This window comes from Paracoccus sp. J39 (assembly GCF_000518925.1).
Lineage (GTDB): Bacteria > Pseudomonadota > Alphaproteobacteria > Rhodobacterales > Rhodobacteraceae > Paracoccus.
The window spans coordinates 49,630-71,088 of record NZ_JAEN01000021.1; the positions used below are offsets into that span (position 1 = coordinate 49,630).

At 64.9% G+C, this 21,459-nt stretch carries 20 protein-coding genes; 9 read left to right on the forward strand and 11 right to left on the reverse strand.

Features of this window, described 5'->3' with window-relative positions:
- Window positions 1–275: 275 nt before the first annotated feature.
- The 3 genes from L632_RS0117210 (at window position 276) to L632_RS0117220 (ending at window position 3,006) form a co-directional block, all read left to right on the forward strand.
- Window positions 276–809, forward strand: a complete 534-nt coding sequence (locus tag L632_RS0117210; RefSeq protein ID WP_028717237.1) for a TRAP transporter small permease — start codon at window positions 276–278, stop codon at window positions 807–809.
- Window positions 806–2,089: a TRAP transporter large permease gene (locus tag L632_RS0117215; protein WP_028717238.1), complete on the forward strand. Its 1,284-nt coding sequence runs from the start codon at window positions 806–808 to the stop codon at window positions 2,087–2,089. Before L632_RS0117210 ends, L632_RS0117215 begins: the two co-directional genes overlap by 4 nt.
- A 74-nt stretch (window positions 2,090–2,163) precedes the next feature.
- Window positions 2,164–3,006 carry a thioesterase family protein gene (locus L632_RS0117220; protein ID WP_156933686.1) on the forward strand — a complete coding sequence of 281 codons (843 nt, stop codon included), beginning with the start codon at window positions 2,164–2,166 and terminating at the stop codon, window positions 3,004–3,006.
- Between the two features lie 63 nt (window positions 3,007–3,069).
- On the opposite strand, the gene L632_RS0117225 is transcribed toward L632_RS0117220, so the two are convergent.
- A complete protein-coding gene (locus tag L632_RS0117225) occupies window positions 3,070–4,140 on the reverse strand; it encodes a zinc-binding dehydrogenase (protein ID WP_028717240.1) in 1,071 nt (356 codons plus the stop codon).
- A 290-nt stretch (window positions 4,141–4,430) separates the two neighbouring features.
- On the opposite strand from L632_RS0117225, the gene L632_RS0117230 reads away from it, so the two are divergent.
- Window positions 4,431–5,438 carry a LysR family transcriptional regulator gene (locus L632_RS0117230; RefSeq protein ID WP_028717241.1) on the forward strand — a complete coding sequence of 336 codons (1,008 nt, stop codon included), beginning with the start codon at window positions 4,431–4,433 and terminating at the stop codon, window positions 5,436–5,438.
- On the opposite strand, the gene L632_RS0117235 is transcribed toward L632_RS0117230, so the two are convergent.
- Window positions 5,426–6,340, reverse strand: a complete 915-nt coding sequence (locus L632_RS0117235; RefSeq protein WP_028717242.1) for a LysR family transcriptional regulator — start codon at window positions 6,338–6,340, stop codon at window positions 5,426–5,428. The two genes, L632_RS0117230 and L632_RS0117235, sit on opposite strands and share 13 nt — an antisense overlap.
- Window positions 6,341–6,450: 110 nt before the next feature.
- On the opposite strand from L632_RS0117235, the gene L632_RS0117240 reads away from it, so the two are divergent.
- Window positions 6,451–7,386: an alpha/beta hydrolase gene (locus L632_RS0117240; RefSeq protein WP_028717243.1), complete on the forward strand. Its 936-nt coding sequence runs from the start codon at window positions 6,451–6,453 to the stop codon at window positions 7,384–7,386.
- 43 nt (window positions 7,387–7,429) lie between these two features.
- On the opposite strand, the gene L632_RS0117245 is transcribed toward L632_RS0117240, so the two are convergent.
- From L632_RS0117245 to L632_RS0117275, 7 genes are all read right to left on the reverse strand, one after another.
- Window positions 7,430–8,446 (reverse strand): amidohydrolase, encoded by a 1,017-nt coding sequence (locus L632_RS0117245; RefSeq protein ID WP_028717244.1) that lies wholly within the window; start codon window positions 8,444–8,446, stop codon window positions 7,430–7,432.
- On the reverse strand, window positions 8,446–9,147 hold the full coding sequence (locus L632_RS0117250) for an ABC transporter ATP-binding protein (RefSeq protein WP_198021844.1): 702 nt from the start codon (window positions 9,145–9,147) through the stop codon (window positions 8,446–8,448). The genes L632_RS0117245 and L632_RS0117250 overlap by 1 nt, the downstream gene beginning before the upstream one ends.
- Entirely contained in the window at window positions 9,140–9,859 is a 720-nt protein-coding gene (locus L632_RS0117255) for an ABC transporter ATP-binding protein (RefSeq protein WP_028717246.1), read from the reverse strand. The genes L632_RS0117250 and L632_RS0117255 overlap by 8 nt, the downstream gene beginning before the upstream one ends.
- Complete coding sequence (locus L632_RS23000; RefSeq protein ID WP_084648142.1) at window positions 9,856–10,824, reverse strand: branched-chain amino acid ABC transporter permease; 969 nt, start codon at window positions 10,822–10,824, stop codon at window positions 9,856–9,858. Before L632_RS23000 ends, L632_RS0117255 begins: the two co-directional genes overlap by 4 nt.
- A 3-nt stretch (window positions 10,825–10,827) precedes the next feature.
- On the reverse strand, window positions 10,828–11,697 hold the full coding sequence (locus L632_RS0117265; protein ID WP_028717247.1) for a branched-chain amino acid ABC transporter permease: 870 nt from the start codon (window positions 11,695–11,697) through the stop codon (window positions 10,828–10,830).
- Between the two features lie 55 nt (window positions 11,698–11,752).
- Window positions 11,753–12,934, reverse strand: a complete 1,182-nt coding sequence (locus L632_RS0117270) for an ABC transporter substrate-binding protein (RefSeq protein ID WP_084648143.1) — start codon at window positions 12,932–12,934, stop codon at window positions 11,753–11,755.
- 206 nt (window positions 12,935–13,140) lie between these two features.
- Window positions 13,141–14,298, reverse strand: coding sequence for a DcaP family trimeric outer membrane transporter (locus L632_RS0117275; protein ID WP_156933687.1), 1,158 nt, complete (start codon window positions 14,296–14,298; stop codon window positions 13,141–13,143).
- Between the two features lie 480 nt (window positions 14,299–14,778).
- Between L632_RS0117275 and L632_RS0117280 the strand changes: the two genes are divergently transcribed.
- Together L632_RS0117280 and L632_RS0117285 are read left to right on the forward strand one after the other, a co-directional pair.
- The gene (locus tag L632_RS0117280; protein WP_232220999.1) at window positions 14,779–15,552 is read left to right on the forward strand and encodes a shikimate dehydrogenase; all 774 of its coding nucleotides are present in this window, start codon (window positions 14,779–14,781) and stop codon (window positions 15,550–15,552) included.
- Between the two features lie 105 nt (window positions 15,553–15,657).
- Window positions 15,658–17,118, forward strand: a complete 1,461-nt coding sequence (locus L632_RS0117285; protein WP_028717251.1) for an aldehyde dehydrogenase — start codon at window positions 15,658–15,660, stop codon at window positions 17,116–17,118.
- 110 nt (window positions 17,119–17,228) lie between these two features.
- Here L632_RS0117285 and L632_RS0117290 read toward each other — a convergent pair whose 3' ends face one another.
- Window positions 17,229–18,719: an aldehyde dehydrogenase gene (locus L632_RS0117290; protein ID WP_028717252.1), complete on the reverse strand. Its 1,491-nt coding sequence runs from the start codon at window positions 18,717–18,719 to the stop codon at window positions 17,229–17,231.
- A 213-nt stretch (window positions 18,720–18,932) separates the two neighbouring features.
- Between L632_RS0117290 and L632_RS0117295 the strand changes: the two genes are divergently transcribed.
- Window positions 18,933–20,180: a CaiB/BaiF CoA-transferase family protein gene (locus L632_RS0117295; protein WP_028717253.1), complete on the forward strand. Its 1,248-nt coding sequence runs from the start codon at window positions 18,933–18,935 to the stop codon at window positions 20,178–20,180.
- Between the two features lie 16 nt (window positions 20,181–20,196).
- Here L632_RS0117295 and L632_RS0117300 read toward each other — a convergent pair whose 3' ends face one another.
- Complete coding sequence (locus L632_RS0117300; RefSeq protein ID WP_028717254.1) at window positions 20,197–20,955, reverse strand: SDR family oxidoreductase; 759 nt, start codon at window positions 20,953–20,955, stop codon at window positions 20,197–20,199.
- 89 nt (window positions 20,956–21,044) lie between these two features.
- Here L632_RS0117300 and L632_RS23005 point away from each other — a divergent pair, with 89 nt between their 5' ends.
- Window positions 21,045–21,449, forward strand: a complete 405-nt coding sequence (locus L632_RS23005; protein ID WP_051476484.1) for a PaaI family thioesterase — start codon at window positions 21,045–21,047, stop codon at window positions 21,447–21,449.
- Window positions 21,450–21,459: the final 10 nt, after the last annotated feature.

Below are 21,459 nucleotides of genomic sequence, written 5' to 3' on the forward strand. Positions count from 1 at the left end.
CGGCCCCCCGCATAGGACCGCCCTATGGACACCTACCGGGCAGCCAGCATGGCCGGGAGTGCGCTGCCAGAGGTGCAACCTATGGCCGCGAAAGTCACGCCCTTGCAAGACGAGCCAGTCTTTGCCCCAACGCCCTGCGGCGGATAGGATCGGCGCCAGCACCGGCTGTCGGGACGGAAGGCCAACAGTTTTTCTATCAAACGTCCGACAGTTTATTGCCACACGCACCGCGGCTCCCGGAAGAGGGTCCGTCGGAACCAGTCCGGGAGGAGGACATGCGAAGAACTATCACCCTGCTCGAGGACCTGGGGCTTTGGCTGGCCGTGATCTGCGTCGCGCTGATCATGTTCATCGTGTCCTATGACGCGGTGTCGCGCTATGCGCTGCACGCGCCGTTGCCCTGGGCCTTCGAGCTCATCACCTATTACCTCATGATCGGCGCAGCCTATCTGGGGGTTTCGGCCACATTTCGCGAAGGCGACCACATCGCCATCGACCTGTTTCGGAACTACATGTCCCCGGGCATTCGTGCCGCCTCGGATGTGATCTGGTCGCTGCTTGCGGCGGTCATATTCGGCGTCATCGCCTATGGCGCATGGGAGGAAATGGCCGGTGCGCTGGAACGCAACGAATTCCTGCCCGGCTATATCACCTGGCCAGCCTGGCTGTCCTACCTGCCTATCGTGGCGGGTTTTCTGCTGCTGGCCGTGCGCCTGGTGGTATTCGCCGTGTCGATGATCCTGTACGGCCGCGACCGGGATGTCGCCGAACATTCCACGAAATCCGAGTTGGAGGAGCATCACGAATGATCGCCACCATCATTGTTCTGTCGATGTTTCTGCTGCTGGCGATGGGGATGCCGGTCGGCTTCTCGCTGATCGCCGCCGGAGCCTTGGGCATCTTCTGGATAGGGGGCCCCGCTGCGCTGCTGGGCATCCTGTCCAGCATGCCGAAGGACAACGCCGCCTCCTACGAGTTCCTTGCGATTCCGATGTTTCTGCTGATGGCGGAATTCGTGCTGCGCTCGGGCATCGCGGACGACCTGTTCCAGGCGGCCGCCGCCTGGTTCGGAAGGGTCAGGGGCGGCCTTGGTATCGCCACCGCGCTGGCGGGCGCCGGCTTCGGCGCCATTTGTGGCTCGTCCACCGCCGCTGCGGCGACGCTCTCCTCGACCTCGCTGCCCGCGATGCTGAAATACGGCTATGACATGCGTATGGCCTCGGGCGTCGTCGCCATCTCAGGCACCCTGTCCATGCTGATTCCACCCAGCATCGCCATGGTGATCTATGCCCTTCTGGCTGATGTCAGTGTTGCCAAAATGCTGATCGCAGGGGTGATTCCAGGCATCATCGTTACCTTCACCATCGCCCTGACCGTCTGGTATCTTGCAATCCGCAACCCCGAGCATGCGCCCCTGACCGAGCCTGTGACGCTGGGCCAGAAATTCGCCTCGCTGCGGCCGATCCTGCCGATGATCCTGCTGATGGGCGCGGTGACGGGGGTGATCTATACCGGCGTCGCCACACCCACCGAGGCATCGGCGGTCGGCGCTTTCTTCGCCGGCGTGTTGTATATTTCCCGCCAGGGTTTCCGTTGGCGCGAGATGGCGCAGGTCTTCAGCCGCGCGACCCGGACGGCTTGCATGCTGGCCATCATCATCCTGGGTGCGCATATCTTTACGACCTTCTTTGCCCTGACGCAAACGACGCAGGTGATCATCGACTGGGTGGGTGCCCTGCCGGTGAACCGCTGGGTGGTCCTGGTGGTGTTGGTCATCGTCATCCTGCTTCTGGGCTTTTTCCTGGACCAGATGGCGATCCTGGTGCTGACGGTGCCGATTCTTGCGCCCTTGCTGACCTCGCTGGATTTCGATCTGGTCTGGTTCGGGGTCATAATGATCGTCACCGCCGAGATCGGGCTGGTACACCCACCACTCGGCCTCAACTGCTTCGTGGTGGCGAAATATGCCAAGGTGCCTTCGGGCGAGGTATTCTGGGGCGTGCTGCCGCATTGCATCGCGCATCTGATCGCCATCGCCATCATGGTGGCTTTCCCGGCACTGTCGCTTTGGCTACCCAGCCAGATGTGAGCCATGCCCTGAAGGACGGTATTCAGGCGCCCCGGTCTCGGCCGGGGCGCCTTTGCAACGAAAGGATGCGGAGAATGCGAGACAGAGCGGCAAGGACATCCGCTGGGCTGGCGGCACCGGGTGTGCCGACGCTGCATGGCCGCGTCGAAAGCTGGGAATGCGATTTCAACGGCCACTGGAACGCCCGCTTCTATGCGCGCAGCTTCCAGCTTGGCGGCGACACCATTCCCTTTTTGCCCGGCGTGGCGGCGCCGGGCTATCATCCCCGGACACGCCATATCCGCTTTCACCGCGAACTGTTCGTGGGTGCCGCGATCGAGTTGCGCTCGGCCCTTGTCGCGGATGGGCCGCACATGGGCAGTGTGGCGCATCTTCTGTGCAGCGGCGGGCGGCTGTCCGCGACCTGCCTCGACATCCGGCCTGGTCCGATCGAGGGCCTGCCGCAGCTTGCTGCGCAGGAATTGGCGCTGGCCTTGCCGCGCGGCCTTTCCGGACCCTGCCCGCCATGGCAGGATTCCGGGAACGTAAGCACCTGCGAAACCGGCCCGCTGCGGCAGGCGGATCTGGACCACGAGGGCCGCATTCCGATGGACGAGATCATCCGCCGCACCGCCTATGCCACCCATGGCCATGTCGCCGCGCTGGGACTGGACGAAACGCTGCTGAAAGAGACCGGAATCAGCCGCATGGCCGTCGAGAGCAGGTTCTGCCGGCTGGGCGACTGTCCGGTCGGCACACCGCTGCGGGTCTGGGCGCGGGTTTCGCAGCTGGGGCAGAAATCCTTTACCGTCTCGCATCTGGTCGAGAGCCATGCCGGTCAAGCCGTGGCGCTGGTCGACCACAACCTGATCACGGTCGACCTGAACAGCAGGCGCGCCGTGGACCTGCCGGACTTCCTGCGCAAGGCCGCGTTCTGACGCAGGCATGAAAAAACCGGCCGGGGCAGGATGCGCCGGCCGGTTCCATGCGATGCCTCCGGCTTACAGCAGAAACACGCCCTTGCCGCCCGCCTGCTTGTTGAAATCTGCATAGGCTTCCGACGCCTGCTCCAGCCGCCACTCGTCGGTGAACAGGCGATCCACTTCCACGCCATGATCGGCAATGAAATGGGCGCAGTCCTTCATCCCGACTTCGGAGAAGGTATAGGAGCCGATGACCGTGCGCTGTTTGCCGATCAGATCCTTCATGCCGTCCACGTTCAGGTTGCCGCCCACCGCGACCAGGGCAATCTTGCCCCAGATCCGGGTGCTGCGCACCGCCTGCTGCTTGGGCACCTCGCCGCCCGCGCAATCCATCGCGCAAGAGGCGCCGCGCCCGCCGGTCAGCTTGCGGATTTCCTCGATCGGATCGGCCTTGCTGCCGTCGATGACATGAGCAGCGCCGAATTCCTTCGCCCTGGCCACGCGTTCGGGGTTGATGTCCACGCCAATCACCTCGACCCCCATCGCGGCGGCCAGCTGCACCGCCGACAGGCCCACCGGCCCCAGACCGAATACCGCCAGAGAATCGCGGGCGCTGATGTCAAGGCGCGTCAACGCGCCATAGGCCGTGCCCGTCCCACAGGTCACGGCCGCCCCGCCCTTGAAGCTCAGCTCATCGGGCAGGTGGACAAGGCAGCTCATCGGAACGACCATGTAATCGGCGTGAGCCCCATGCTTGATGACGCCATGAATTAAGGCGCCCTCGTCGCAAAGCTGGGTCCAGCCGGTGCGGCAATGATCGCAGCAGGTGCAGCCCTCGTAGTGAAAGACCATCACCCTGTCGCCGACCTTGAAGAGCTTCGGGTCTACACCGGCCCCCACCTCGGCGATGACTCCGCAGGGCTCGTGCCCGCCGATGATCGGCGCATTCGGGTCGATCCCGCGCGAGGCCAGATCCTTGAAGCCGAGCTGCTTGATGACCTCGACCATGCCGTGGCGATAGAAATGCAGGTCGCTGCCGCACATGCCGGACGCCTTCATCTCGACAAGCACCTGTCCCGGACCGGGTTTCGGATCGTCGAAGTTCAGCACCTCGACCACATCGTTGCCCTGAAAAACCATGCCGCGCATTGCTGCTTTCTCCCTGTGTTCGGCTGCCTGCCGGCGCGCCTGATCCCCCCGCACTGGCAGCCTCGGCGCCACGCGATGGCCGCAATTCTAACGGGCATTGCAGACGCCACCAGACGCGCTTGCCTCGTGCTCTTATCGGCTTTCCCTATGAGGGCACTTCGCCGGCCGGCTAAATCGCATGCAGGAAATATTCTACCTAACACACGTTAGTATTGTAGTGAGAAAGAAAAGCGCCTATGCTCATAGCCATGCCCTTTGACTCATCTCGACCCTGGGGAGGGGGTCCGGTCATGTCGAAGTCTCTTCGCACCACTGTCGCCGATATCGACATCAAGCATGTCGATTATTTCCTGATGCTGGCCAAGCACGGCTCAATCTCGAAGGCAGCCCACGCGCTTGGGTTGGCCCAGCCCTCGCTGTCCGAACATATCGCGCGGCTGGAAACGCGGCTGAACACCAAGCTGGCGATCCGCGGCCCGCGCGGCGTCACCCTGACCGAGGCCGGGCGGCTGCTGACCCGCGAAGGTCACAAACTGATCGAGGTTGCCAAGGCGCTGACAGAAAGCGTCCGTGAGCTGGGGCAGGACCTGCAAGGCACCGTTTCGGTGGCGCTGCCGCCGTCGCTCAGCATGCTGGTCGGTATCCCGCTGGCCGAGACGCTGCGCGTCGAGGCCCCGGGCATCAAGCTGCACCTGTCCGAGGGCTTGACCGGCCATATCCTGGAATGGATCGACGCCGAGCAGGTTGATCTGGGCTTTGTCTACAGCGCGCCGCCCAGTGCCAGCTTCCAGAGCGAACCGGTGCTGGAGGAGGAAATCTTCCTGATCGCAGCGGCCGACGACGTGCCCGCCCTGCCCCAGCCCGATGGCAGCTACGCCATCGACGCAGCGCAGCTGGGCGAGCTGCCGCTGGTCATGCCCGGCCTGCCGCACAGCGCGCGCCTGGCCATCGAACGCTTTGCCCGCGCCAATGGCATCAACCTGAACGTCATCGTCGAGATCGATTCGCTGTCGCAGATCATCGAGATGGTCGGTCGCGCCAGCGCCTATACGATCCTGCCGCATGCTCCTGTCACCGATGCGGTCGCAACCGGCCGGCTGGCACTGGTCAAGATCCGCAATCCCGGTTTCCAGCGTACCGCCTATCTGACACGCAAGCGCAGCCGGCCGGTCTCGATGGTCAGCCTGACGGTCGAACGTACGCTGACCCAGGTTTTGCAGGAGATGGTCGAGCGCTATGACCTGCATGCCCGCTATCTGGGCGACCCCAAGGGCAGCCAGATCCTTCAGTCGGCCTGACGGCCACCGCGCGAGCGATAGCGAACCGCCTCGACAAACAACCGGAACGCGGGTGAGGCGTTGCGGCGGTTCGCATAGTACAAATGATAGCCCGGCAGCGGCGGCAGCTTGTCCGAAAGGACCGACATCAACTGCCCCGCCTCGACCTTGGGCTGGACTTGGTCCAGAGGCAGATAGGCCAATCCTACCCCGGCCAGCGCGGCATCCAGGATCAGGTCAATCGTGTTCAGGATCAGCGGGCCTTCGACCTGCACCCTGGTTTCCTGGCCATCTTCCATGAACCGCCAATTGTTCAGCAGACCCGAGGTCGGCAGCCGCAGGTTGATGCAGCGATGATCGACCAGATCGCGCGGCGCCGCAGGCGCGGGATGGCGGGCCAAGTAGGCGGGCGCGGCGACGATGGCCATGGGAATGTCGGGCGAGATTCGCACCGCGATCATGTCCCGTGCGACATGCTCGCCCAGCCGCACCCCCGCGTCATAGCGATCGGCAACGATATCCGTCAGACCATAGTCGATGGTCATCTCGACCCTGATGTCGGGATATTGCGACAGCAACGACGCAATTGCGGGAGTCAGGAAAGTCTTGGCCGCATGTTCGACCGTTGTCACCCGAATCGTGCCCGCAGGCCGGTCGCGAAGCTGACTCAGGGCCGCGACCTCGCTGTCCATCTGATCCAGCATCGGGCCAAGGCTCGCCAGCAGATGCTCGCCGACCTCGGTGGGGGCAACGCTACGCGTGGTGCGCGCAAGTAGGCGCAGGCCCAACCGCTCTTCCAGGCGCCTGACGATCTGGCTCAGCGCCGATTGCGACATGCCGAGGCGGTTGGCCGCCCTGGTGAAGTTGCGCTCGCGCGCGACGGTGACGAAAGCGGCCAGGTCGGCCAGATCCTCACGCTTCATTCATTATCCTGATGATAGGTCCATGCAATTATCAGCCATAGTTCAATAAGTAGGGCCGCGCTATCTTTTCTTCAGGTCAGGATGCTGGCCCCCAAAAGATGGAGAAAACCATGGGCAAGATCAGCTTCAAGAATTCGAACAGCGGCCTCGACATGTCGGCCGTCATCAGCTTTCCCGAAGGCTTTGACGAAAGCCGCAAATATCCGGCGGTGGTGGTGTCGCATCCCGGCGGGGGTGTCAAGGAACAGACCGCCGGCACCTATGCCCGCAAGTTGGCCGAGCGGGGCTTTGTCGCCATCGCCTATGACGCCAGCTATCAGGGCGAGTCGGGCGGCCAGCCGCGCCAGCTTGAAAACCCCCATATCCGCACCGAAGACGTCAGCGCCGTCATCGACCACCTGACCACCCTGCCCTATGTCGATGCCGACCGCATCGGCGCCATGGGGATCTGCGCCGGCGCAGGCTACAGCGCCAATGCCGCGATCAACGATCCGCGCATCAAGGCGCTTGGCACGGTCAGCGCGGTGAACATCGGCTCGATGTTTCGCAACGGCTGGGAAAACAGCGTCAAGGATGCCGAGGCCGCGCCCTATATCAAGGCCGGCGCCGATGCCCGCAGCAGCGATGCCAGCGGCGCCCCGGTTGCCACCATCCCGCTGGCGCCACTGAAGGAAGCCGACGCCCCGAACGAGGAACTGCGCCAGGCCTGGGAATACTACCACACGCCGCGCGCCGAATATCCGACCGCGCCGGGCTTTGCCACCGCGCGCAGCCTGACCCAGATCATCCCCTATGACGCCTATGCCAAGGCCGAGGCCTTCCTGACCCAGCCCCTGCAGATCGTCGCGGGCAGCGTGGCTGGCAGCAAATGGATGAGCGACGACCTGTTTGCCCGCGCCGCCAGCGCGGACAAGAAAGTCCACATCGTCGAAGGCGCAAACCACATGGACCTTTACGACGGCGAGAAAGAGGTGGCCGAGGCATCGAAGGTTCTGGGCGATTTCTTCGCCCGCACCCTCAAGCTCGAACCGGTTCCGGCCGAGTAATCGCGCCCGCCCCGCCCGGACAGGCGGGCGGGGCCATTTTCGCCTATTCCGGCAGTTCGATACGATAGACCCGCCGCGCGGTGCCGCTGTAAAGCGCCTGCTTTTCTTCGGCGCTGCATCCCAGGGTGACGCGCTTCAGCGCATTCCACAGCGGGACGAATCCGCAGGAGCGTGAATCCGGCGGATAGTTGCTTTCCATCATGCAGCGATCGGCGCCGAATGCCTCGACGGCGGTCTCGATATAGGGCGCCCAAATCGCCGCAAGCCGCGTGGAAGCATCCGGGCCAGGTGAATCGTGCAGGCCGAAGCCCCAGAAGGGCAGGCCGAAGCCGCCGATCTTGCAGGTGACATTGCCGCATTCCGCCAGGGCGCGCAGGGCGGCCCGCCACTCCGCAAAGACCTCGGTCATGCCTGACTCGTCCTTACCCAGGCCCATGGCAAGGCCAAGATGGTCCAGGACGATGGGCATATCGGGGAAGGCACGCGCCAGTTCCGCGATGTCGCCGAGCTGATTGTGGAACACCGCCGCATCGAAGCTGAGGCCACGCCGCGCCAGTTCGGTCACCCCTGCGCGAAAGCCCGGATGCGCCAGCACGCCGGTCGGCGGGCGATGGGTGATATATCGATGAATGATCTCGTCCGGATGTTCGATGGTGACCTGACGCACGCCCCGGAACCTGTCCGGCGCCGCGGCCATCGCGCGGTCCAGATATGCGCCGATGGCCGCGCCATGCCGCAGGTCGGCATGACCGACGATGGCGGCGGCGACGCGCGGGCCGTATTGCCCCCCGGCACACATGGCGCCGATGCCGTTGGCGAATTCGACCTCGCCCAGCGGACGCAGCGCCTCGGGGCCGCTTTTGCGGGCAAAGGCCTGGATCTCGGCATAGACCGTGGCGACGATATTATGCCCGGCCCGCGCATCCTCCAGATAGTCGTCCAGCATGTAGCGGTAATGCGGAAAGTCGAACAGGTGGTGATGGGAATCGATGATCGGCAGGTCGGGATCGACGATCTCTTCCTCGCGCCCGTGAAGCCGCTTTTCGCCCTGCTGCGCCATTACAGATACTCCTCGGCCAGGGCCACCTCGCGGATCGCCTCGACGGGACCGCTGCGGCGGATCTCGCCGCTGCGCAGAACATAGGCGCGCTCGACCAGCTTCAGGGCGGGGCGGGCCATCTGCTCGGTCATCAGGATCGCGGTGCCGCGTGCCTGCAACCCCCGGATCACCTGGCCGACCTGGCCGATCCACACCGGTGCAAGGCCCAGGAAAGGCTCGTCCAGCAGCAAAAGCTTGGGCATGCAGATCACGGCCCGCGCGATGGCCACGATCTGCTGTTGCCCGCCGCTCATCTGGTTGGCAGGCTGTTTGCGGCGCTCTTTCACGATGGGGAAGGTGTCCATGATCCAGTCGAGATTCCGCGCGGCCTCGCGGGCCGGAATGCCGAAGGATCCCGCCATGATGTTTTCCTCAACCGTCAGCGAGTTGAAGATGCGCCGCCCTTCCGGGGAATAGCCGATGCCAATGCGGCCGCGCTCGGCGCAGGGCATGGCGGTTATGTCGGCGCCGTCGAACCAGACCTTGCCGGCACGCGGCTGGACCAGCCCGATGATCGTGTTGATCAGCGTCGATTTGCCGGCGCCATTGGCACCGACCAGCAAGACGGATTCGGCTTTCCCGACGTTGACGCTGACGCTGCGAAGCGCCTCGATCCCGCCGTAATTCACCACCAGATCGTCGATGCGCAAGATCTCACTCATCGCCGTCGCTCCCCAGATAGGCATCCATCACCGCCTTCTGCGACAGCACGTCCGCAGGGGCGCCCTCGGCCAGGATGCGGCCCGATTCCAGCACCAGGATGCGCGGGCACAACCGCTTCACCAGATCCATGTCATGCTCGATGATGACGATGCCGCATTGCAGCACCTGCTGCGCGAAGCTGATGAAGCGGTCGATCTGGCCGCGCTCGCTGCGTTCCAGCCCTGCCGCCGGCTCGTCCATCAGCAGGAAGCGGGGGCGCGGTGCCAATGCCATCAGCAGGCCAAGCATCTTCTGCTTGCCATAGGGCAACGAGCCGCTTTCCTCGTCCATATGGCGTGCCAGGTCGAAGTCGCGGACCAGGGGCTCCAGGTCGATCTCCTGTCCCTGGCTGAAGCGGCGGGCGCGATAGAGGTTCTCCTCGACCGTGGCGCTGCGGAAGGTGTTGGTCTGCTGGAAGCTGCGCAGCACACCCAGCCGGCTGATGGCGTGAAAGGGCATGGCTGTGATGTCCCGCGCGCCCAGCCAGACCTTGCCGTCCGTTTGCGGGATCAGCCCGCAGACCACATTGACCAGCGTGGTCTTGCCGGCGCCGTTCGGACCGATCACGCCCAGAACCTCGCCCGGCTGGACACCGAAACTGATGCCGTTGAAGACCTTGAGGCCGCCGAACGCCTTGGTCAGTCCTTCGATACGCAATGCTTCGGTGTTCATGCGGAGGTCTCCTTTGCGGCGCGCCCGCGCGACAGCCGGCGGCGGATCTCGCCGACGATGCCGCTCGGCGCCAGCATGACCGCGGCGACCAGCAGCGTGCCGTAAAGCGCGGCCGACCAGGCACCCTGCCCCGCAAACAGGTTCGACATCACGATCAGCAGCCCCGCGCCTACGATCGGGCCCAGCATCGTCGTGCGCCCGCCGACAAAGGCATAGGCCAGGTAATTGATCGCCGACATCGAGGTGAAGGAACTGGGATGTGCGGTGGACAGCGTGTGGACCAGCGCAAAGCCCGCCAGCCCGCCCACGCCTGCCGAGGCGACGAAGCCGATGGAACGGTATTTCCACACCGCGACCCCCAGGCTCGACGCCAGCGTCTCATTCTCGTCGATCGAGGTGAACTCGGCGCGGAACCTTTGCGTCACGACCAGCGCCAGAGCCGCGGCAACGATGCCGGTCAGGATGGTCACGACCAGCACCCGCGCCGGGCTTTCGAAGCCGATGCCGAACAGCGTCGCCGTCGGCACCCCTGAAATGCCGTTCGAGCCGCCGGTCAGGCCCGGGGTTTCAAAGATCGCGACCTGGACCACCTCGTTCAGAATGAAGGTGAAGAAGATGAAATACACGCCGCGCAACCGCAGCACCAGCGCACCCAGCGGCACGGCGACGATCATTGGCACCACGGCCGCCGCGAGCAGCAGCACAAAAAGATTGGTGACGCCGTTCGTCGCCAGCATCGCCGCCGTATAGCCGCCGACCGCCATGAACGTCGGGACAGTAAAGGACAGCAGGTTCATCCGCAGCATGACATAGACGCTGAGCGCAGCCATGGCGCCGATGGCGACCTGATTGGTCATCGAGAAGGCGAAGCTGTTGGTCAGCACCATCGGCACCAGCAAGAGCGCCGCAAAAGCCACAACGCCAAGCCCATCCACGCGGAAATCTCGATCTCGCCTGGGGGTCATCGATCAGGCCTTTCGCATTTGCTTGCCGACCAGCCCCTCGGGCCGCACCAGCAGGATCACAAGGACGATGACGAACAGCACGAGCGCCCCCTTGGAGCCGCCAAGGAAAACGCTGGAATAGGCCTCGACCATGCCAACGATCATTGCCGCCAGCGTCGCGCCCCAGACACTGCCCAGGCCTCCCAGGATCACGACGATGAAGGCTTTCAGCAGCATCGGCTCGCCCACATGCGGGTCCAGCGACAGAATCGGCGTCACCAGCGCACCGGTCAGGGCCGCCAGCGCCATGGCCAGCGCGAAGGCCGCCGGGAACATCGCCGCAGGGCGGATGCCCTGCGCCGTCGCGCATCTGCGGTCGTCCGCCATGGCCCGCAGCGCGACACCGTATCGGGTGCGATAGATCAGCCAGTAGACTCCGCCGATGGCGATGGCGCAGACCAGCAGCACGATGGCGCTGGAATAGGGGAAATAGAACCCCTCCCAGCGCATCGAGCCGCGCACCGGAAAACGGAATCCGCTGACCGGCTCATGCCCGGCGATCTTGCCCAGGATGGTGGACATGATCATGTAAAGCCCCAGCGTGATCAGCATCGAGGCGGTATGGTCGTCGGTGTATTTGTCGACGAAGACCACCTCGATCAGATAACCGATGACCGCCACCGCAACGACCGCGCCCAGCACGGCGACGATGAAGGGCAGGCCCAGAACCTTGGCCAGAAGGAAGGTGAAATAGCCTCCCAGCACGTAACCACCGCCATGCATGAAGTTGATGACGCCCATGATTCCGAAGATCAGGGTGAAGCCGATGCTGATCATGGCATACTGTGCGCCAAGGCTCAGCCCGATCAGGCCGGTCGAGAGGATCGCGTCCATTCTGCTGTCCTTTGGTAAGGGCAAAGGGCGCGGCCGTCCGCGCCCTTTGCGCGCACTATTCGGAAGGAATCTCGATGATCGCAGTCGGCTGCTTCTCGCCGTCCACGATCATGCCCAGCCCCGGCGGGAAGGTCACTTCCTGATTGATCCCGTACTCGGTCTTGCCGCGCCAGCCCGCCTCGCCCATGTAGCGCGATTTAGGGGTCATGCCGCGCAGGGCCTCGGCGATCTTTTCGCCGTCCTGATCGGTACCGGCCTTCGAGATACCGTCCAGAATAACTTCGGCCGATATGGCCAGCACCGGAAACAGCGGGTTGACCGGGGCATCGCGGCCCATGAGTTGCTTGAAATCCTCCTTCATCTTCAGGATCTGCGGCGCGTCCGAAGGGCTGACCTCAAGCCAGTAGACATTGGTCAGGTCCTCGATGCTGCCCGCGCCCTCGACGATGGGGGCGAGTCCGCCGCCGCCAAGGCTGCCGATGGTGCCGTCATAGCCGGCTTCCAGCAACTGTTTGACCAGGATGGCTGTATCGCCCGGCGGCACGGTCGACACCTCGACGGCGCCGGGGTTCTGGCGCATGATCCGGGTCGCCAGCGGCGAAAAATCGGTCGTGCCGCGCTGGTAATACTCCTCGGTCGCCTTGGCGCCGGCCTCAGTGTACATCTTGGCCAGAACACCGCTGGCATCGGTGCCGCCCTGGTCGTTCGGAGCGATCACCATCACCGAATCGAATCCGAACTGTTCCTTGGCGCGCGGGATCAGGATCGGCCCCCAGGTGATCGGGGCCTGCAGCGCGTGGAAAGCCAGAGGGAACTCGGGCGTTATCACGTCACGCATATACGAGGGCGAAAAGTTCACGATTCCCGAACGTGCGGCGACGGGGCGGAAGCCCGTGGTCTCGGGTGAACCCACGGGGCCAACGGTCGCATGGATGCCGTTGCTTTCCAGGAAGTTGGCGCCTGCCGACCCCCCGGCCGCGGTATATTGGGAATCGAAGGACACGACCTTGACTTGGCATTTCTCGTCGCCCAGCGGCAGCCCACCCTCCTTGTTGACGAGCGCCGCGGCGAATTCTGCACCGTCCTTGGCCGCAAGACCCCAGGCGGCGGCAGCGCCGGACAGCGGCCCGACCGCGCCCAGCTTGACTTCGCAATCCTGCGCGAAGGCAGGCGAGGACATGACGGCAGCGGTGATAACGATTGACATGACCCTGTTGCGGGTCTGGGTCGTAAGCATTGCTCTCTCCCTGAATGAGCTTACGGATTATCTAACAAATAGCAGGTAGAAGCTTTCTCACCAATGCCCAGATGAGATCCGGCCATCGGCTGGTCCTATGCCTGCCACCACTAGATCGGGGTGCATGCCTGGCCGGCCAGCGGACGAAAAGCGCCGGTGCCACGAGGGACACCGACGAAGTCTTCCACGAGAGACCGGGAGGCAGATCAGAAGTTGAAGGCTGCCGACAGCTGGATGCGATCGTCGTCGAATTTGGCGCCATCATACTGGCGCCGCTCCGAGCGGATGTATTCCGCGCCCAGCACCACCGGCTTCACCGGCTTGTATTTGACGTTGAAGTGCAGCGCGCTCAGGCGGTCGGTGCCGGTCGGCAGGGCACCGGCTTGTTCGTCGTATTTGCTCACGCCATAGGCGGCCCCGACCTCGAACAGCGGCGAAATCTCGTGACTGACCGCCAAGGCGACGCCCTTGGTGCCGATGGCTTTGCCGTTGGCATCGAGTTCGTAGAACGTCTGCGTCGAGGTTGCCGTTGCCTGCTGCCCCGCATAGCCGCCATAGGGCAGGAGCGAGGCGATACCTTCGCCGGTCGTATAGGATGCCTGCACCAGACCGCCCTTCCAGGGCTTGGCATTCGCGCTGATCGTGGCACCCCAGGAGCTTGCCTCGCCCCCGTCCAGGCGGTCCAATTTGCGCGAGATTCCCGCCAGCTTGACACTGCCCCAGTCGAATTTCTGCGTCAGCGCCCCCACCAGGGCAACCCGGCCCCCCCAGTTGGAGTAGTCCTGTTCCACCGCGAAAGCCGCGCTGGTATTCCCGGTGACATAGGTATAGCGGACCTGCGGCGAGCGATAGCCGGCTTGCCCGGACTGACCATGGAAGTCGATCAGCGCCGGCAGCTCGGACACCGGCGTGAACAGGCTCCAGGTCTGGCCGGCCAGCAGCCCGCCCAATTCGCCATAGGCATGACGCAGGCGGAAGTTGCCGCCGCCGCTGCCGAAGAAATCGCCCTCGATGTTGAACTTCAGCTCGCCCATATCGGTCATCTGCGAGCCCTTGACGCCGATCCGCGACTGGTAGGCATGGGCGCGGCTGCTGGAATCCTCCGGCGTGGCGCCGGTCACCGCGGCGATGCCAGTGGTGGCGTTGCCGAGGTCGTAGTTGTTGTCATAGATCAGGTCGCCCTTGACCATACCGTAAAAGGTCAGGTTGAAGCCGGTGGGCGAGACGGGGGCGGCAGCGGCGGCTTCCCGTGCTTCCAGCGCTGCCACGCGTTCCTCGAGCGTTTCAGCGGCGGCGGGCACGGCGGCGATGCCGGCGGCCACTGCGGCCATCATGCCCATTTGTCCCAGACTGGTTATCCTCATCAATACTCCTCCCAGAGCGTGCAGACCCACGGTGGGGTGTGTTCCGTCAGCGCAGGACAAGAGGAGCCCGCCGGCCAACCTTGCGGTGGCCGCCCGTGCAAGCATCGTTCAGGCCGGCCGTCCTACGACGATCGCCGCCTTGCCGATGCCGTTGGATCGGTGATCTCTCCCTCGCCCGTTCTTCCTCGTGGAACGGTTCAGCGTGACGTTGTGTCGTCACCAGACGGTGATAAGAAGGAAGCTCGGCTGGCGTCAAACGAAACAATTGCGGATGCTAACGGCCTTAGCCTGAGGCGATGGCGACCATCGGGATGGCCTATGCCGCCCTCTGTCAAAGCTTGGCCCTTCATGAACCATGGCAATTGCCTATGCCTCAGCCATGAAAGGCTTGGCTTCAACGTCGAGCGGACCAAGTCTGCCAAGGATGCAACTGATCAGGACAGGCTCATGAACCAAGGGCTCGATGGAAGAACCCGCTTGGTGCCGATCATCGGAGATCCGATCATCTATGCCCGCTCGCCAGTGTCGATGACCCAGGAATTTCGTATCCGGGGCGAAAACCGCATCTGCGTGCCCATGCAGGTGCCGCAGGACGCGCTCGCGGCCGTTCTGGACGGGCTGTCGCGCGTGCCGAACGTGGACGGCGTGCTCGTGACGATGCCGCACAAGACCGCCGGTTTCGCGCATTGCGCCTCGGTTTCGGCCCGGTCGCGGCTGCTTCGCGTGGTCAGCGTCATGCGCCGCGACGCCAAGGGCGGCTGGCATGGCGACATCATGGACGGACTGTCCTTCGTGCGCGCCCAGATCGACAATGGCGCAAGGCCGCAGGGCGCGCGGGCGCTACTTCTGGGCGCCGGCGGCGCGGGAAGCGCCATCGCCATCGCATTGCTGGATGCGGGCGTGGCCGAGTTGATCATCCACGACACCGACGCGGATCGCGCGGCGCAGCTTGTCGCCAGCCTGACGCCGCTGGGCAAGGGCCGCGTCACCACCGGCCCGGCGGATCCGGCGGGCTGCACCATGGTCTGCAACGCCACCCCCCTGGGCATGAGCGACGACGATCCACTGCCGGTGGACCCGACCCTGCTGCGTCCCGAGATGTTCGTCGGCGACGTGATCGCCGGGCATGGCGAAACCGCATTTCTGCGCGAAGCCCGGGCGGCGGGCTGCCGGACGGCGAACGGCGACCAGATGGTCGATGCCGCCGTGTCGATCATGGCCGACTTCATCGCCGGCAAGGACGGGACGGAATAGGGCCGGCCTATGCCCTGCACCGCGACTCGGCGCAGCCAAGGGACGCGACAGGTCGCATCGGAACATTCTATCATGCGTTAGATTAGCTTACTCGAGGAGGACGCCATGGTCTGGCAAGGAAAATACGACCGCCTGTTCATCGGCGGGGAATGGATCGCCCCGCAGGGAAGCGAACGCATCGCCGTCATCTCGCCCACCACCGAAGAGGTGATCGCCGAGGTGCCCTCGGGTAGCCGGGCCGACATCGACCACGCCGTCGCCGCCGCCCGTCGGGGCTTCGACAAGGGCCCCTGGCCCCGCCTCGCGCTGGAGGAACGGCGCGCGGTGCTGCGTCGCCTCTCGGTCCTCTTCACCGAGCGCGCGGACGACATCGCGGCACAGGTGACCGAGGAGATGGGCTGCCCGATCACCCTGTCGAAATCCATGCAATCGGTCGGTGCGCGGCTGCTGATCGACGCCTTCGTGGATATGGCCCCGGATTACGAATGGCAGACCCTGCGCCAATCGGCCACCGGCAACGGGCTGGTGCTGCGCCAGCCCATCGGCGTGGTGGCGGCCATCATTCCGTGGAACGCGCCGCTGCTGACGGCAATGATCAAGCTGGCGCCCGCGCTGCTCTCCGGCTGCACGGTGATCCTGAAACCGGCGCCCGAATCGCCGCTGAGCGCGTGGCTGTTGGCCGAGATGCTGTCCCAGGCCGGCCTGCCGGAAGGCGTCGTCAATATCGTGCCCGCAGACCGCGAGGTCAGCGAATATCTGGCCATGCATCCCGATGTGGACAAGGTAACCTTCACCGGCTCGACTGCGGCAGGCCAGCATCTGGGCGCGCTCTGCGGCCAGCAGATCCGGCGGCTGACGCTGGAGCTGGGCGGGAAATCCGCGGCGATCATCACCGACGACGCCGATTTCGACCATGCCGTCGGCTGCCTACGCATGAACGCGCTGCGCAACTCGGGCCAGGTGTGCAGCAACAAGACCCGCATCCTGGTCTCGAAGCGCCGTCAGGGCGAATTCCTCGAGGCGCTGTCGGCGATGATGGCGACGATGCCGGTCGGCGATCCGCGCCAGGCCGAAACCCAGATCGGTCCCATGGTCAGCCGCCGCCAGCGCGAGCGCGTGAACGGCTATATCGACAAGGGCCGCGCCGAGGCGCGCCTGGCCTGGGCCAATCCCGCCACCCTGCCCGAGCGCGGCTGGTTCGTGACGCCGACGATCTTTGCCGATGTTGGCCGCAAGGCGGTGATCGCGCAGGAAGAGATCTTCGGCCCCGTCCTGGCGGTCATCCCCTACGAGGACGAGGACGACGCCATCGCCATTGCCAATGACTCGATCTACGGTTTGAACGGCTCGGTCTTTACCGGCGACCCCGAGCGCGGCGTAGAGATCGCCCGCCGCATCCAGACCGGCACGGTCGAGATCAACGGCAATGGCGTGGGCTTCCACGCGCCCATCGGCGGATTCAAGAAAAGCGGCATCGGCCGCGAGGCCGGGCTGGAAGGGTTCGACGCCTATGTCGAGATCAAATCCATCGGTCTGCCCAAGGACCTGGCCACGAAATACGCGTGAGCGGGGCTTAGACGGACCCGGGCCGGCGGAATCGACCGCCGCCCCGCTTTCGGAATGCGAACTCCGGCGACATGCGCCGGTGTTTTGCTACGGCCGAGTCATCCGCGGATTCAATCCAGATTCATGTAGATGGCCTTCTGGTACAGGAAGCCCTCGACATGCTCGCGGGCACCTTTCCAGCCGAAACCGCTCATCTTGGTGCCGCCGAAGCCGATCGAGGGGTCCAGTACGCCATAGCAGTTGACCCAGATCGTGCCCGCCTCGATCCCCTGCGCCACCTTGTGCGCGGTCGAGAGATCGCGCGTCCAGACGCCCCCCGCCAATCCATAGGGCGTGTCATTGGCCAGCCGCAGCGCGTCCTCCATATCGTCGAAGGCGATCACGGATGCGACCGGGCCGAAAATCTCTTCGCGGGCGATGGTCATTTCATTCGTCACCTCGGCAAAGACCGTGGGTTCGATGAAAAAGCCGCCCGCATGCGCGCCGCCCAGGCGGTTGCCGCCCACCGCCAGCCGCGCGCCCTCGCGGCCGCCGATACCGACATAGTCCAGCACCCGGTCAAGCTGGCGCTGCGACACCATCGGGCCGATCTGGGTCTGCGGGTCCAGCCCGTTGCCAATGCGCAGGCCAGATGCAAAGGCTCGCATCCGTTCGACGAATTCGTCCTTGATCGCGCGTTGAACAAAGATCCGCGTGCCCGCGACGCAAACCTGGCCGGTGTTGGTAAAGACGCCCATCGCGGCGCCGGGCACGGCCTTGTCCAGATCGGCGTCGGCAAAGACGATATCGGGCGACTTGCCGCCCAGCTCAAGCTGCAACCGCTTGAGATTCCCGGCCGAGGCGTGGACGATATTGCGGGCGGTCCCGACCGAACCGGTAAAGGAAATCCGATCCACCCCCTCATGCTCGGCAAGCGCCTGCCCGGCTTCGGCGCCATAGCCGGTGACGACGTTGATGACCCCGTCGGGCACGCCCGCCTCTTGCAGCAGTTCGGCCGTCCGCAGGATCGACAGCGAGGCATCCTCGGCCGGCTTCACCACGGCCGTGCAGCCGACGGCCAGGGCCGGACCGAAGATCCACCATTGCCCGATGGCCGGTCCGTTCCACGGCACGATGCCACCGACGACACCGACCGGCGCCTTCTGCTTCAAGGTCAGGAAATGGCCGGGCAGGTTGTTCGGCGGTGCCTCGCTGACCGCCGCCCCGGTCTGACCGGCATAGAATTGCAGCACCTGCGAGGTCCACTCCTTGAGCCCCCGCGTGCGCAGCAGGGGCGCGCCCATGTCCAGCGTCTCGATCAGGGCAAGTTCCTCGAAATTGTCCATGATCACGTCATGGGCCCGCAATAGCAACTTGCGGCGGTCATGCGGAGTCCAGCGCCGCCAGTCGCCTTCAAAGGCGCGGCGGGCGGCACGAACGGCAGCATCTACGTCCGCCGCTTCGCCCCGCGCAATGGCACACATGACCTGGCCGGTGGCCGGGTCGATGGCGTCGATGCCCTGGCCGGACAGCGCCTCGACCCATCGGCCGCCGATCAGCAGCTTTTTCTGACCCGAGACGAAGCTGGGGCGCGTAAACCCGGCTGGCGCGGCTGTGGACATAGCGGTTCCTCCTCTAGCGGGCCTCTTGCCCTGTTTGGCATCCAGCAAAGGCGAGATGAGACCATTTCACAAGTATGCGCAGCCTTGAGGCGGTATAGGAGAAACCGCTGATCCGGCCTTGATGATGTGCAGGAAGGTAAACTCCCTCTCTTGAGGGTGTTACATCGCGTCAAAATCGGTAAAATCATGCATGATGCTTGATCTGGGGACACGATGACATCTTCTCCGCTTTCCCGCCCGCTTCAGGGTTTTCGCGTGCTGGACCTGACGGTCGCGCTGGCCGGCCCCTATTGCACCTCGCTTCTGGCGGGCCTGGGCGCCGAGGTCATCCGCATCGAAAGCCCGAATGGCAATGACGTCGCGCGTCTGAACCCGCCCTTCTTCGGCCCGGAAGGGTTTTCGCCTTCCGGCTCCGAACCTGAAAGCCTGTCGCTGTCCACCCTCGCCCGCAATCGCGGCAAGAAATGCGTGGGGCTGAACCTGAAATCCGAGGCAGGGCGCAAAATCTTTCTGGATCTGGTCGCCAAGGCCGATCTGGTGGTGGAAAACCAGAGCGAGGGCACCATCGACCGGTTGGGGATCGGCTATGCCGTGGCGCGGCGGATCAACCCACGTATCGTCTATGCCTCGATCGAGGGCTTGGGCGAGGCAAGTCCGGTTCCCGGCCTGAAGGCCACCGACATTATCGTGCAGGCGCTGAGCGGGCTCGCCGATGCCACCGGCTATGCCGACGGCCCGCCACAGCGCATCGGCCTGCCGGTCGCGGATCTGATGGCGGCGCATTTCGCGCTGTCGGGGGCGCTGTCGGCGCTGCTGCAGCGGTCGCGCACGGGCCAGGGCCAGCATGTGCGGGTCAGCATGCTGGACGCCATGGTGTCGATCCTGGCGATGGAGCATTTCGACGTGCTGCTGGCGCCTGACCAGCCCGCACGCAGCGGCAACCACCAGAACCGGATCGGCCCTTTCGGATTTTTCCGCGCGCGCGACGGCCATGTCGCCATCGCGGCCCCCAGCGACAAGCTGGCCCACGCGCTGTTTGCCGCGATGGGCGCCCCGGAACTGGCGAAGGACCCGCGCTTCGGCACGCGGGGCGGGCGCGTGACCAATGCCGATATGCTGGTCGCGCGGATCGAGGAATGGACCTCGACCCTGACCGCGCAAGAGGTGACCGACAGCCTGAACAGTGCGTTCAGCGTGCCCTGTGCCCCGGTCCGTCGTGTGCAGGAGGTGCTGGCCGATTCCGGCCTGCTGGCCTCGGGCGCGCTGACGCGGCTGGAACATCCCGACCTTGGCCCGGTTCCGGCGCTTGGCCCTGGCATGCCGATCCGCTTCTCAGGGGCGGCCACCGGGGGCGACCGGCCCGGCGTGGCGCTTGGCCACGACACCGCGCGGGTGTTGGACGATCTGCTGGGCATCGACGCCGAGACGCTGGCGCGGCTACGTGCCGACGGCGTCGTCTGAACCGAACCACCACGGATCAGACCAGCGAGGTCGTCATGCCGCCATCCAGTTGCAGCACCTGCCCGGTCAGGAAGCCCGCCTGCTGCGAGGCGAGGAAGGCCACCGTCCCGCCCAGTTCCTGAACCGTGCCCGCACGGCGCAGCGGCAACGGGCGGACCCGCGCCTCCAGGTCGTGATATTGCGCGAAGGTCGGCGTCAGGATCGTCGCCGGGGCCACGGCATTGACCGTGATCCCCTCGGGGCCGAGTTCGCTGGCCAGATGCTTCAGCGCCGCTTGCACCCCCGCGCGGAAGATGGACGAGATCGCATGGCGCGGCATGGGCTGCTTCACGCTGGCCGAGGTAATGCCAATGATCCGGCCCCAGCCCCGCCCCAGCATCAGGGGCGGCACGACGCGCAGCAGGTTCAGCGCGCCCTCGAGTTGGTCGCGGCAGGCAGCCTGCCAGCGGGCATCCTCGGTCTCGGCCAGGAAATCCCGCATCGGGCTGGGCGGGCGCGGCGTGTTCAGGACCAGGATCTGCGGCGCTTCCGTCCCGGTCAGCGACGCGGCGAGATTCCGCACATCTGCCATCCGCGTCAGATCGCCCGCGAAAACCCGGATCTCCACGGCGAAACGCGCGTGCAGATCGGCGGCAACCGCCCGCAACCTGTCGCCGTCGCGGGCGAACAGAGTCAGGGCCACGCCTTCGGCCGCCAGCGCCTCGGCGCAGGCCAGCCCCAAACCGGAACCGCCGCCGACGACCAGCGCGCGCTTGCCTGTGATTCCAAGATCCATACGCTTTCCCTCAAATAAAATATAATGCATAATCGACAGATCATCAAAACCGGATTAGGCTGCGCGCCGGTACAAGAGAGACATTCGCCATGCCGACGCTGCTTTATCCCGACTCCGCGCCCTTCGTGGATCATCTGCGTTTCGAGATCCTCTCGCATGAAGGGCACGAGGCCGTGGTCCGAATGCCCGCCGACCATATCTACAAGAACCGCAAGGGCGACGTTCACGGCGGGGCGATCTCGGCGCTGCTGGATCATTCACTGGGGCTGGCCGCCTGCGGCACCGGCCCGAACGCCCGGATCAGCTCGACCCTCAGCATCACCATCCAGTATCTCAACCGCGGCAGCGGAGAGCTGATCTGCCGCACCTCGGTGCAGCGCGCCGGACGCTCGATCATCTATCTGCAAGGCATGGTCAAGGGTGCAGACGGCAATCCCGTCGCCGTCGGCATGGCGACGTTCAAGCTGTTCGGCACCCCGCCTGCGGAATCCTGATCGCCGCTTC

Excerpts from the sequence above, each read along its gene's own strand:
- L632_RS0117210 (WP_028717237.1), top strand. The coding sequence starts at position 276 with ATGCGAAGAACTATCACCCTGCTCGAGGACCTGGGGCTTTGGCTGGCC.
- L632_RS0117215 (WP_028717238.1), top strand. The coding sequence starts at position 806 with ATGATCGCCACCATCATTGTTCTGTCGATGTTTCTGCTGCTGGCGATG.
- L632_RS0117220 (WP_156933686.1), top strand. The coding sequence starts at position 2,164 with ATGCGAGACAGAGCGGCAAGGACATCCGCTGGGCTGGCGGCACCGGGT.
- L632_RS0117225 (WP_028717240.1), bottom strand. The coding sequence starts at position 4,140 with ATGCGCGGCATGGTTTTTCAGGGCAACGATGTGGTCGAGGTGCTGAAC.
- L632_RS0117230 (WP_028717241.1), top strand. The coding sequence starts at position 4,431 with ATGTCGAAGTCTCTTCGCACCACTGTCGCCGATATCGACATCAAGCAT.
- L632_RS0117235 (WP_028717242.1), bottom strand. The coding sequence starts at position 6,340 with ATGAAGCGTGAGGATCTGGCCGACCTGGCCGCTTTCGTCACCGTCGCG.
- L632_RS0117240 (WP_028717243.1), top strand. The coding sequence starts at position 6,451 with ATGGGCAAGATCAGCTTCAAGAATTCGAACAGCGGCCTCGACATGTCG.
- L632_RS0117245 (WP_028717244.1), bottom strand. The coding sequence starts at position 8,446 with ATGGCGCAGCAGGGCGAAAAGCGGCTTCACGGGCGCGAGGAAGAGATC.
- L632_RS0117250 (WP_198021844.1), bottom strand. The coding sequence starts at position 9,147 with ATGAGTGAGATCTTGCGCATCGACGATCTGGTGGTGAATTACGGCGGG.
- L632_RS0117255 (WP_028717246.1), bottom strand. The coding sequence starts at position 9,859 with ATGAACACCGAAGCATTGCGTATCGAAGGACTGACCAAGGCGTTCGGC.
- L632_RS23000 (WP_084648142.1), bottom strand. The coding sequence starts at position 10,824 with ATGACCCCCAGGCGAGATCGAGATTTCCGCGTGGATGGGCTTGGCGTT.
- L632_RS0117265 (WP_028717247.1), bottom strand. The coding sequence starts at position 11,697 with ATGGACGCGATCCTCTCGACCGGCCTGATCGGGCTGAGCCTTGGCGCA.
- L632_RS0117270 (WP_084648143.1), bottom strand. The coding sequence starts at position 12,934 with ATGCTTACGACCCAGACCCGCAACAGGGTCATGTCAATCGTTATCACC.
- L632_RS0117275 (WP_156933687.1), bottom strand. The coding sequence starts at position 14,298 with ATGAGGATAACCAGTCTGGGACAAATGGGCATGATGGCCGCAGTGGCC.
- L632_RS0117285 (WP_028717251.1), top strand. The coding sequence starts at position 15,658 with ATGGTCTGGCAAGGAAAATACGACCGCCTGTTCATCGGCGGGGAATGG.
- L632_RS0117290 (WP_028717252.1), bottom strand. The coding sequence starts at position 18,719 with ATGTCCACAGCCGCGCCAGCCGGGTTTACGCGCCCCAGCTTCGTCTCG.
- L632_RS0117295 (WP_028717253.1), top strand. The coding sequence starts at position 18,933 with ATGACATCTTCTCCGCTTTCCCGCCCGCTTCAGGGTTTTCGCGTGCTG.
- L632_RS0117300 (WP_028717254.1), bottom strand. The coding sequence starts at position 20,955 with ATGGATCTTGGAATCACAGGCAAGCGCGCGCTGGTCGTCGGCGGCGGT.
- L632_RS23005 (WP_051476484.1), top strand. The coding sequence starts at position 21,045 with ATGCCGACGCTGCTTTATCCCGACTCCGCGCCCTTCGTGGATCATCTG.